The following is an 11750-nucleotide window of genomic DNA, read 5'->3' as shown; positions in this document are numbered from 1 at the left end:
CCTGGGACAATGGTGCCGTCATCACAGCCTCGATGCTCAATCAGCATCCTCGAATCAGAACTCGTGAATCCGTGCAACCTCAAACTGCTCTAGCGGCCTGGACGAGCACGAACTGCCACGACACCGTTATCGCCATCTCTCCGGACATTCGTGGCGATGCAGCTCGCGTGGTTGCTGCCAGCACCGTATGCGCTGACCAGCGACGAGCTGTCGTTCCAGGTGCATTGCGCCAGGTTGGACCAGTCGGCGGACCTCGCTTCGCATCTGCTTGCCACGTTCGCGAGCAAGCCGCGTGCGTGCTTGCGGGCCTCGCCCCTCGTCAAGACCCACGGCTGGGGACTGCACCATGACGCGCAGGGCCGCGTCGCCGCGGTGGCGGTCGAAAGTCCGAAGTACCGGCTTCTTGCGCTAAGGTACCACAAGAGTGCGGCTTAGGCGCGGGCCGGCAGCTGGCGTGAACAGGAGGCGCCAGGGACGGTCCGAAGCTTTGGCACTCCGATCGATCGTTTAGGATGGCTGGCCGAGGCTGTCGTATGAGCGGGACGACCGAGCCGGCAGGAGCTGCTCTAGCTCAGCACCCAGTCGGCCACTTGCCCCGCCACGGTGTTCGCCGCCTCGCCCAGCGCCGCGGCCACCGGCTCGGCCTTCGCTTGGATCCCGGGCACCACGGCCTCGAACCGCCGCGAGGTGATCGCGCCTGCCTTCTCCTGGCGCTGCAGCTCGATCCGCACGACCACGGATTGCGTTGGCGCATCGTAGCCCATCGCCAGCAGGCGCCCGGTCACCATCGTGCGGCCCACGACGTCGAAGTCGCCATCCTCGACGACGAGCCGGCTGGTCTTGGCGCGCAACGTCTCGGCCAGCAGCCCCCGGAACTGGCGCGACGGCTTCTCGACCCAGGCGATGTCCTGCAAGTAGGCGATCGTCGAGGCGTTCACCCGCACCGGCACGCGCAGCATCTCCAGGCTGCGCTCCGCCTCCGGATCCATCAGCACGATCGCATCCGTGGTCGAACCGCTGGTCACCGGGCCGACTTGCGCGCTGACCGTCGGCGTCAGGCTGAGGAGTTGCTTGGGTGCCTTGCCGCCCAGCCCGAGGCAGCCGGACAGCAGCAGGCTGGCACTCAGGGCTGCCGTCACTGCGGCGGCTTTGCGGAACGGACGATGTGCGGACATGCGGCGTCCCTCCTTACTCGTTGCCATTTCGTCGTGGGGCAGCCTCATGGCTTGTACTCCGGCACTCTCTGGCCCTTGAGCAAAGACCCAGCGCCCTGCTCGTCGATCTTCTCGGTCACGTTGCGCAGCGCGCGGGTGGTGGCGCGCAAGTCGCGGATCGCCGCCTCGGCCGACGGGATCGTCGAGGTCGAGACCTGGCGCAGCGCTGGCTGCGCCGTGTCGAGCGTCTTGTTGAGCTGTTCCATCGCCGCCTGTGCCGAACCCAACGTCTGGCGCAGCTGCACCGCAAGCGAGTTGCCTTCGTTGCCCAGCACGTCGTCGGCCTTGTCGGCCACGTTCTGGAACGACTGGAGCGTCAGCCTTGCCTGTGCGAGCGACTTCTGCAGCTCGACCATCGCGCCGCGAAACTCGGGCGTGGCGGACGAGATATCGCGCGTCATCTTGTTGGTGTTCTCCAGAATGCCGGAGAGCGACTTGCGGTTATCCTCGTTGAGCAGCAGGTTGAGGTTCTCGGTCAGCGTCGCCAACCGCTCCAGCAGCAGCGGTGCGTTGGAGAGGATCTCGCCCAGGCCACCCCGCTTGGTCGGGATGACCGGCACGCCCTCTGGCCCCGGCTCCACGATCGGCGGCGCGCCCTTGACCGCGCCTTCCAGCTGGATGTCGGACACGCCCGTGAAGCTGCCCTGGATCGTCGCGCTGGTGCCGACGGTGATCGGCACCTTCTCGTCCACGCGGATGCGCACGCGGATGAAGCTGGGGTCCTGCGGCCATAGCTCGATCTGGCTGATCTGCCCGACCGGCACGCCGGCGTAAGCGACTTCGGAACCCTTCGCCAAGCCATCGACCGACTGCTTGAAGAAGATGTCGTATTCGTTCTGCGCGCCCTGGTTCAGCCGGGCGATCCAGATCACGAAGGCAGCCAGCAGCGCCAGCAGCACCAGCGTGACGGCACCGACCCAGACGTGGTTCGAACGTGTTTCCATCGCCTTTGCCTTATGCTCCCCCGGATTGCCGGATGTCCGTGCCTTGAGGGCCGGTATTCTTGATGCGCGCGTCGGTCGCGTCGAGGCCCCTGGCGGCGGTCTGCGCGAGCGGCTCGCGCCGAGGCTGCTGCCGCTCTTCGCTGGCCTGCGCCGCACGGCCGCGAGGACCGTTGAAATATTCCTGGATCCACGGGTGATCGAGCGCGAGCAGTTCGGGGATCGTACCGACCGCGATCACGGTCTTGTCCGCCAGCACCGCGACCCGGTCGCAGATGGCATAGAGCGTGTCGAGATCGTGGGTGATCAGGAAGACCGTCAGCCCCAGCGTTTCCTTCAACTCGCGGGTGAGCTGGTCGAACGCGGCCGCGCCGATCGGGTCGAGGCCTGCCGTCGGCTCGTCGAGGAACAGCAGTTCGGGGTCCAGCGCCAGCGCCCGCGCAAGGCCGGCGCGCTTCCTCATGCCGCCCGAAAGCTCACTTGGATACTTGAGCGCGGCCTCCTCGGGAAGGCCCGAGAGGCGCACCTTGAAGCGCGCGATTTCCTGGCGCAGCGAGTCGCTCATGTCCGGGTAGAACTGCTTGAGCGGCACTTCGACGTTCTCGCCCACGGTCAGGGTCGAGAACAGCGCCCCGCCCTGGAACAGCACGCCCCAGCGCGAGCGGATGTCGATCTCGTCCTCGGCCGTTTCCTCGTGCATCATGTCGCGGCCGAGCACGTGGATCTCACCGGCAGCGGGCTGCTGCAGGCCGATGACAGAGCGCATCAGCACCGACTTGCCGGTGCCAGAGCCACCGACCACGCCCAGGATCTCGCCACTGCGGACTTCGAGCGACAGGTCCTCGTGGATCACGTGCTCGCCGAACGCGTTGCGCAGGCCCCTGACCACGATCGGAAAGTCCGGATCATGGCCGTCGTGCGTGGCCGGTGCTTCGGGTGCGTGCAGGTCGCTCATTTCCACCCGATCTCGGTGAAGAATACGGCGAAGAAGGCGTCGAGCACCATCACGGTGAAGATCGCGGTGACCACTGCCTGGGTGGTGCGCAGGCCGACTTCCTCAGCGTTCGCTTCCACTTGCATGCCCTGGTAGCAACCCGCGAGCGCGACGATCAGCGCGAAGACCGGCGCCTTGATCAGGCCGATCCAAACATCGGTGATCGGCACCACCTCCTGCGTGCGCTGGAGGAAGGTGAAGAACGGAATGTCGAGCGCGAAGTTCGAGATAAAGGCGCCGCCGATGATCGCCACCACCGCCGAATAGAAGCCCAGCAGCGGCATCATCAGGATCGAGGCGAAGACGCGCGGGATCACCAGCGCCTCCATCGGCGAGACGCCGATCGTGCGCATGGCGTCGACTTCCTCGGTCAGCTTCATGGTGCCGATCTGCGCCGCGAACGCCGAGCCGGAACGGCCCGCGACCATGATCGAGGTCATCAGGATGCCCAGCTCGCGCATCGAGAGGCGCCCCGTCAGGTTGATCGTGTAGATCTCCGCGCCGAACTGCTGCAGCTGCACCGCGCCCTGCTGGGCGATGACGATGCCGATCAGGAAGCTCATCAGACCGATGATCCACAGCGAGTTCACGCCCACGTACTGCATGTGGTGGATCATCGCCGTCCCGCGCAGGCGCGAGGGGTGGCGGATCACCTTGCCCGAGGCGACGATCAGCGCGCCGAGGAACGCCAGGACGCGGACCACCCCATGCCCCCAGTTGACGATCACGTCGCCGACTTCGTCCAGGGTACGGGTCACCAGGCCGCGGCGCTGCTCGACCACCGGCTCGCTCTCGTCGAGGTTGCCGATCGCTGCGAACAGGCGCCGCGCCTGCTCGCTCTCACCCACGATCTGCGCATCGTGCTTGCGCGCGAAGCGGCTGACCAGCCAGGCGCCGGTCGTGTCGATGTCAGTCACGGCGGACATGTCGATGCGCTGGAAGCCGGGCGACACGCCATCGAGCTTGGTATCGAGATTGCCGAGCGAATGAACGCGCAGCGCCCCTGTCAGCGCCAGAGTGGAAACGCCGCCTTCTTGCGTCTCGGCAAGGTTGAAGTCAGCCCAATCCCGCATGCTCGCTCGTAATGGGGGAAAATGGCTGGCGCGGCAAGTAGTTCCCCCGGAGCGGTGAGTGGGTGCTGAAGGAGGATTTCACGCGGAGGCGCAGAGGCGCGAAGATGCTGAGCCCACGGCAAAGCCGCCTTCGGGTCTGAAGTCACGTGTGCCGCAGCGACGGGAGGATGCGCGGCCTGGCGGCCGGCACGATCCTCTCTGCGCCTTTGCGCCTCGGCGCGTGTCCATCCCTTTCCATTCTTCTCCGCGCCTTCCGCGTGAACCCTCTATCCTTGCCCCCGCATGCTCGGGATGGCAAAGCGCCGCGCCATGACCGACGACAGCGCCAATATGCTCGACAAGACCTTCGATCCCGCCACGATCGAGGCCAAGTGGTACCGGCATTGGGAGGACACCGGCCTGTTCCGGCCCGAGCGGCCGGACGCGACGCCGTTCACCATCGTCAACCCGCCGCCCAACGTCACCGGCTCGCTGCACATCGGCCACGCGCTGGACAACACGCTGCAGGACGTGGTGATCCGCTACGAGCGGCTGCGCGGCAAGGATGCGCTGTGGGTGGTCGGCACGGACCATGCCGGCATCGCCACGCAGATGGTGGTCGAGCGGCAGATGGAGGCGAAGCAGGACAAGCGCACCAACTACACGCGCGAGGGCTTCGTCGAGAAGGTCTGGGAGTGGAAGGCCGAGAGCGGCGGCACCATCACCCGCCAGCTGAGGCGGCTGGGCTGCTCGATGGACTGGTCCCGCGAGCAGTTCACCATGGACCCGCACTTCACCAAGGCCGTGGTGAAGGTGTTCGTCGACCTGCACAAGCAGGGGCTGATCTACCGCGACAAGCGGCTGGTGAACTGGGACCCGCGCCTCAAGACCGCGATCTCGGACCTGGAGGTCGAGACGCGCGAGATCGACGGCAAGTTCTGGCATTTCAAGTATCCGCTGTCCGACGGCTCAGGCCACATCTCGGTCGCCACCACCCGGCCCGAGACGATGCTGGCAGACATGCTGGTCGCGGTGAACCCGTCGGACGAGCGCTACAAGCCGCTGTTGGCGCGCGGGGCGACGGTGATCCTGCCGATCACCGGGCGCGAGATCCCGATCGTCGCCGACGAGCATGCCGATCCCGAGCTCGGCTCGGGCGCGGTAAAGATTACGCCGGGGCATGACTTCAACGACTTCGAGGTCGGCAAGCGCGCCGGGATCAAGGCCGGCGACATGCTCAACATGCTCGATGCCGAGGCGCATGTCTGCCAGACAGCGGACGGGCTGATCCCGGCCCAGCTGATCGGCACTGACCGGTTCGAGGCCCGCAAGCGCGTGGTCGAGCTGTTGGACGAGGACGGCCTGCTCGAAAAGATCGAGGACCGCGTGATCCAGACGCCCTACGGCGATCGCGGCGGCGTGGTGATAGAGCCTTGGCTGACCGATCAGTGGTACGTCGATGCCGAGACTTTGGCGAAAGCGCCGATGGAAGCGGTGCGCTCCGGTGCAATCGAAATCGTGCCCAAGACCTGGGAAAAGACGTTCTTCAACTGGATGGAGAATATTCAGCCTTGGTGCGTGAGCCGCCAGCTTTGGTGGGGGCATCGGATTCCGGCTTGGTTTGGGCCGAAAAAGCTCCTGGATGGCAGTCTGATCGTGAGTCCAAAATCTCGCGAGGGTCGGGAAATTTTCGTTGCCGAAACCGAGGCCGCTGCCGAGGCTGCAGCTAGGCATTTCTATGGTGATGAATACAAGATCGAACTGCTCGACCACCCGACTACATCGGAAGATTACCTAAGTGCAGATGAAAGCACGATCTACATCTTCCGTGACGAGGACGTGCTCGACACCTGGTTCTCTAGCGCGCTCTGGCCGTTCGCGACGCTTGGCTGGCCGGACGAGGAAAAGCCCTCTCCCCGTCAGGGGAGAGGGTTGGGAGAGGGGAACGCGTTACAGAGCGACGCGCCCGCACTCCCCCTCGCCCCGACCCTCTCCCCTGAAGGGGAGAGGGAGACGCTGCTTTCGCGTCACTACCCCAATGACCTGCTGATCTCCGGCTTCGACATCCTCTTCTTTTGGGATGCGAGGATGGCGATGCAAGGCCTTCACTTCATGAAGGAAGTGCCGTGGAAGCGGCTCTACCTGCACGGCCTGGTGCGCGCCGCCGATGGCCAGAAGATGTCCAAGTCCAAAGGCAACGTCGTCGACCCGCTCGGCCTCATCGACCAGTACGGCGCCGACGCGCTGCGCTTCTTCATGGCGGCCATGGAGAGCCAGGGCCGCGACGTGAAGATGGATGAGAAGCGGGTCGAGGGCTACCGCAACTTCGCCACCAAGCTGTGGAACGCCGCGCGTTTCTGCCAGTCGAACGGCATCGGCGCGAGCCAGTCAGTGGCGGCGCCGGTGGCGACTTCCGCGGTCAACCGCTGGATCATCAGCGAAGTGATCGAGACCGTCGCCGCGCTCGACAAGGCAATGGCCGACTTGCGCTTCGATGCGGCGGCCAACACGATCTATCAATTCGCCTGGAGCCAGTTTTGCGACTGGTACATCGAACTGATCAAGGGCCAGTTCGACGAGGAGACCAAGGCCGTCGCCGGCTGGGTGCTCGACCAGATCCTGGTCATGCTCCACCCGTTCATGCCCTTCGTCACCGAGGAACTGTGGTCGAAGATGGGTGAGCGTCCCTACGAGCTAATCGTCGCCCAATGGCCCGAGCCTGCCGCGCAAGTCGACTCGCAGGCCAAGGCCGAGGTCGAGTGGCTCATTGCGCTCATATCCGGCATCCGGGGAGCACGAACGGAGTTGAACGTACCGCCGTCTGCTAAGTTACCATTGATGGTGCCGACCGAAGAGCCGCTCCAGCTCCCTGGCCGCATTTCGAGAAATCTAGCATCTTTGGAACGATTGGCGCGTGTCTCGGAGGCTCGGCCGCTCCAGCCCATAGAAGTGACGATACATGATGGCGCTACGTCTACCGACAATTACGAGGCGCGTCTGGTTGCCCAGCGCGGCGCCATTCAAGTCATCGTGGATGGCGTCACTTACACGATCCCGCTTGAAGGCGTGATCGACATCGCGTCCGAGAAGGCGCGGCTGGAAAAGGCGCTCGCCACTTCGGTCAAGGAGCGAGATTCGATCGGCAAGCGCCTGGATAACCCCGCTTTCGTGGAGAAGGCCAAGCCTGAGGCGGTCGAGAAGGCCAAGGCCGACCATGCCGCCCACGCCGCCGAGGCCGAGCGGCTGCAAGCGGCATTGGCAAGGCTGGGCTGAAGACCCTTCCCCCGGCTCGGGGGAAGGATACCGCAGCTTGCACCTGCAAGGTGCTAGCGCAGGTTGGATGGGGGTCTGCGCACGCCAGCGTGGACGCGCCGCCTGCGGCGACGCTCCCCCATCCCCTCCCCGCCGGGGAGGGGACTCTGCTACAAACCGCTGTCCACCTCGCCTGCGATCTGGCATCTGCCGCCCCAGCAGTGCTGACCCTTGCCACCACTTCCCCCGGCGAGCCCGAGATCTTCGCCTCGCTCCAGGGCGAAGGCGCCTCGCTCGGCCGGCCGAGCACTTTCGTGCGCCTGTCGCGCTGCAATCTCGCGTGCCACTGGTGCGATACCGCTTACACCTGGCGCTTCGAGGGCGACAACCGCCCGCACAAGGATGCTCTCGCCTTCGATCGCCATGCCAATCAGCTCACGCTCAGCGAGAATGAGGTCGCCACCCGGATCCGGGCGCTGTCACCCGACCGGCTGGTGATCACGGGGGGCGAACCTCTCCTGCAGGGTGCGGCCCTTGCGCGGTTGGTGGCGCTGCTCCCGGGCATGCATGTCGAGATCGAGACGAACGGCACCGTCGCCCCCCACCCGGCGCTCGACCATCAGGTGCACCAGTACAACGTCAGTCCCAAGCTGTCGCACAGCGGCAATCCGGCCGATCTTGCCCTCATCCCCGAACGCCTTGCCGCCTGGGCCGCAGATCCGCGCGCCTTCTTCAAGTTCGTCGTCGCAGGCGAGAGCGACGTTTCCGAAGTGCTCGCGCTGCAGCAGACCTATGCCATTCCCGGCGACCGCCTGTTCCTGATGGCCGAAGGCCGCAGCCCGGCCGAACTGCACGCCCGCAACCGCTGGCTCGGCGATATTTGTCTACGGCACGGACTGCGATTCACCGATCGCTTGCACATCCACCTCTATGGGGACACGAGGGGCACATGAACGAGGCGAGCCCCATCCCGATCGGCGAGAACGCGCCCGAAACGCAGCCCACCCCGCAGACGCCTCCTCCGCGCCGGGGTGGCACGATGAAGGGCGACCTGACGCAAGGCCCGATCCTGGGCACGCTGCTCACGTTCTCGGTGCCGATGCTGATCAGCTCGATCCTGCAGACGCTGAACGGCTCGATCAACGCGATCTGGGTCGGGCGGCTGCTGGGAGAGAGCGCCCTCGCGGCGACGGCCAATGCCAACATCATCATGTTCCTGCTGATCGCGCTGGTGATCGGCTTCGGCACCGCCACCACCGTGCGCGTCGGCCAGTTCTTCGGCGCGCGCGACATCGAGGCGGCGCGGCGCAACTTCGGCACCGGGATCGGCTTCTGCATCCTGCTCGGAGCGCTGACCGGCGTCCTGGGCTGGGTCTTTACCCGCGACATCCTGACGGCTCTCGGCACCCCCGAAGCCAGCGCGGAACTGGCGCTCGCCTACCTGCAGGTGGTGTTCATCACCATCCCCTTCGGCGTCGTGTCGATGATGGTGTCGATGGGCATGCGCGGTGCGGGCGACTCCAAGACGCCGCTCTACGCCATGATCCTGACCGCCGCGGTCGACGTGGTGCTCAATCCGCTGCTGATCATCGGACCCGGCCCGCTGCCGACGCTGGGCATCGCCGGTTCGGCCGCCGCGACTGCCTTCGCCAACATCGCCGGGCTCGGCTACCAGCTCTGGCGCATCTACGGGCAGGACTTGCCGCTGCGTCTGCGTGGCCCCGAGCTGCGCTACCTGATCCCGCAGGGCGAGGCGCTGCGATACATCGTCGCCAAGGGCATCCCGATGGGGGCGCAGATGGTGCTGGTGTCATCGGCCGGGCTGGTGATGGTCGGCCTCGTCAACCGCGAGGGGCTGAACGCGTCCGCCGCCTACGGCGCTTCGCTGCAGCTGTGGAACTACCTGCAGATGCCGGCCTTCGCGGTCAGCTCTGCGGTGAGCGCGATGGTCGCCCAGTCCCTGGGCGCGGGCAACCACAAGCGCGTCGGAGACGTCACCCGCGTGGGGCTGCTGGCGACGTTGGCGATGTCGGTCGTGCTCGCCGCGCTGATCGTGCTGGCCGACCGTCCGCTGCTGGCGCTGTTCCTGGGAAGCGAGAGCCCGGCCATGCCGATCGCCCAGCACATCCAGCTCGTCTGCACCGGATCGTTCGTGATCATGTGCGTGACGATGATCCTGTCGGGCACGATGCGGGCCTATGGCGCGGTGATCATGCCGATGGTGATCATGTTCGTGGCGCTCTACCCGGCGCGCCTGGGCTTCTACTACATCGCCTACCCGCACATCGGCGGCGAGGCGGTGTGGTGGGCTTATCCCGCGGGCTCGGTGGTGGCGGCGGGATTGACCCTCGCCTATTATACCATGGGCCGGTGGCGCAAAACGCAGGTCATCCCGCCCAAGGCCGGCGCACCGGCGGCCTAGCGTCCGCCTGCGCGCCAGCGCTGGACGGTGCGCAGGATCATCTGCTGCTCGCCGCCGCTCTGGCGCCACAGCTCGCTGAACGAAGGGTCGCCGGACGCGGGCCGCCTGCTTTCCTCCAGCTCGTCGAAGGCGACGCGGATGGGGATGGAGACGCCCTCGCCGCAGATGATGCACTCGCGGTTGCGCAAGGCGGGGATCGCATCGAGGAACCCGCGCGCGCCCTCGGGCATCGCTGCGCGGACGAACGCCTGGTCGCGCTCGTTGTTGAGCCGCATGGCGACGATGGTGCCGCACTGCGAGAGCACGCCCTCGGCGAGGTCGGACGGCCGCTGCGTGATCAGCCCGAGCGAGACGCCGTACTTGCGCCCCTCCTTGGCAATGCGCGACAGGATGCGACCGACCGACGAGCCATCGGCATTGCGCTCGCTGGGCACGTAGCGATGCGCCTCTTCGCACACGAGCAGGATCGGCTGTGTGCGCTCCTCGCGCGCCCACACCGCGAAGTCGAATACCAGGCGGCTGAGCACGGCGACGACGGTGGCGGTAATCTCGGACGGCACGCCGGAAACGTCGATGATCGAGATCGGCCGACCATTCGAGGGCAGCCGGAACAGCTGGCCGATGAACTCGGCCATGACGTCGCCCACCAGCATGCCGGCGAACATGAACTGATAGCGCGGATCGGCCTTGATCTCGTCGATCTTGTTCTTGATCCGCATGTAGCCGGCGGTCGTCCGGCCCTTGTCGAGCTTGCCCATCTCGTTGTTGAGGATGTTGCTGAGGTCGGAGAGCAGGTAGGGTATCGGCGCATCGACGGTGATGCGGCCCAGCTCCTGCGCCAGGCGGTTGCGCTGCCGGGCATCGAGCAGGCACTTGGCGAGGATCTCGGCATCTTCCAGCCGCTCGTGCCCGCGCGCGGTCAGGAACACCTCGCAGTGCTCCTCGAAGTTCATCAGCCAGTACGGCATCTGCAGGTTGCTGACGTCCAGGATGACGCCGTTGTCGCGAAACGCAGCGCCGTACTCGCCATGGGGATCGATCATGACGATGTGCCCCTCGGGCGCCGCCTCGCAGATGCGGTGCAGGATCAGCGCGGCGGTGGTCGACTTGCCGGTGCCGGTCGAGCCGAGCAGCGCGAAGTGCTTGCCCAGCAGCGCATCGACATAGACGCCGGCGCGAATGTCGCGGCTGGGGTAGACGCTGCCCACTTCGATCGCGGCCCGGCCGGTGCTGGCATAGACCTGGCGCAAGTCCTCGGTCGTGACCGGATAGACCAGCGAGCCGGGGATCGGGTAGACGGTGACCCCGCGATGGAAGGCGACGATGGCGCCGGTTGCCGCATCCACATCGCCCTCGCCCAGGAAGTCGATCTGCGCAACGATCGCGTCGGCCGAACCGGGATCCTGCTTCTGACTGCGCACGCTGGCGAGCAGCCAGGTGTCCCCGGCCTTGATCTTGACCTGGCAGCCGACCTGGCCGGACAGCGCCAGCGTCTGATCGGCATCGCGTGCGCATTCGGACAGGCGCGGCACGTCCAGGACGATGCGCGAGCCCGATCCGGCGATCTCGATCACCATGCCGATCGGGTCAGAGGCGTTGCCGGCGGCAAGTGCGGATCTGCGGTCCGAGATGTCGGCGATGTGGGCCGGACGCGCGTTCCCGAAGTCTGGCATGTGCGTGGCTATGTCCTTGGCGACGGCAAAACCTATCCGCTTCAGCCACTAAGGCGGCAGGGTTAAAAACGCCCTAAGCCGTCGCGGAACGACCGCACCCTTGCCACCCTAGGCCACCGACTCATTATGTCGCAGCCAAATCCGTATGGATGCAAGTTGGACTGACGCGAGGAAGTTATCATCTCGCTTGTCGTAGCGGGTG

The 11750-nt window shown here is 66.0% G+C and carries 9 protein-coding genes; 4 read left to right on the top strand and 5 right to left on the bottom strand.

Features of this window, described 5'->3' with window-relative positions:
* Positions 1-150 precede the first annotated feature (150 nt).
* Positions 151-435, top strand: coding sequence for a DUF6157 family protein (locus tag HNO88_RS21075; RefSeq protein ID WP_184250625.1), 285 nt, complete (start codon positions 151-153; stop codon positions 433-435).
* Between the two features lie 131 nt (positions 436-566).
* Here HNO88_RS21075 and HNO88_RS21070 read toward each other — a convergent pair whose 3' ends face one another.
* Genes HNO88_RS21070 through HNO88_RS21055 form a run of 4 tightly spaced genes read right to left on the bottom strand, consistent with a single transcriptional unit; the run spans position 567 to position 4222 of the window.
* On the bottom strand, positions 567-1175 hold the full coding sequence (locus HNO88_RS21070) for an ABC-type transport auxiliary lipoprotein family protein (RefSeq protein ID WP_184250622.1): 609 nt from the start codon (positions 1173-1175) through the stop codon (positions 567-569).
* A 44-nt stretch (positions 1176-1219) separates the two neighbouring features.
* Complete coding sequence (locus HNO88_RS21065) at positions 1220-2158, bottom strand: MlaD family protein (RefSeq protein WP_184250619.1); 939 nt, start codon at positions 2156-2158, stop codon at positions 1220-1222.
* A gap of 10 nt (positions 2159-2168) precedes the next feature.
* On the bottom strand, positions 2169-3110 hold the full coding sequence (locus tag HNO88_RS21060) for an ABC transporter ATP-binding protein (RefSeq protein WP_184250616.1): 942 nt from the start codon (positions 3108-3110) through the stop codon (positions 2169-2171).
* A complete protein-coding gene (locus HNO88_RS21055) occupies positions 3107-4222 on the bottom strand; it encodes an ABC transporter permease (protein ID WP_184250613.1) in 1116 nt (371 codons plus the stop codon). Before HNO88_RS21055 ends, HNO88_RS21060 begins: the two co-directional genes overlap by 4 nt.
* Before the next feature lie 309 nt (positions 4223-4531).
* Between HNO88_RS21055 and HNO88_RS21050 the strand changes: the two genes are divergently transcribed.
* The 3 genes from HNO88_RS21050 to HNO88_RS21040 all read left to right on the top strand — a co-directional run bounded on the left by HNO88_RS21050 (position 4532) and on the right by HNO88_RS21040 (position 9875).
* Positions 4532-7474, top strand: coding sequence for a valine--tRNA ligase (locus HNO88_RS21050; RefSeq protein ID WP_184250610.1), 2943 nt, complete (start codon positions 4532-4534; stop codon positions 7472-7474).
* 200 nt (positions 7475-7674) lie between these two features.
* Entirely contained in the window at positions 7675-8406 is a 732-nt protein-coding gene (locus HNO88_RS21045; protein ID WP_184250607.1) for a 7-carboxy-7-deazaguanine synthase QueE, read from the top strand.
* On the top strand, positions 8403-9875 hold the full coding sequence (locus HNO88_RS21040) for an MATE family efflux transporter (protein ID WP_184250604.1): 1473 nt from the start codon (positions 8403-8405) through the stop codon (positions 9873-9875). The genes HNO88_RS21045 and HNO88_RS21040 overlap by 4 nt, the downstream gene beginning before the upstream one ends.
* Here the strand turns inward: HNO88_RS21040 and HNO88_RS21035 are convergent.
* Positions 9872-11548, bottom strand: a complete 1677-nt coding sequence (locus HNO88_RS21035; RefSeq protein ID WP_184250601.1) for an ATP-binding protein — start codon at positions 11546-11548, stop codon at positions 9872-9874. The two genes, HNO88_RS21040 and HNO88_RS21035, sit on opposite strands and share 4 nt — an antisense overlap.
* Positions 11549-11750 lie beyond the last annotated feature (202 nt).

Source organism: Novosphingobium chloroacetimidivorans, from assembly GCF_014204535.1.
In the GTDB taxonomy this organism is placed as follows: domain Bacteria; phylum Pseudomonadota; class Alphaproteobacteria; order Sphingomonadales; family Sphingomonadaceae; genus Novosphingobium; species Novosphingobium chloroacetimidivorans.
This window is presented reverse-complemented; position numbering and strand designations above follow the sequence as displayed.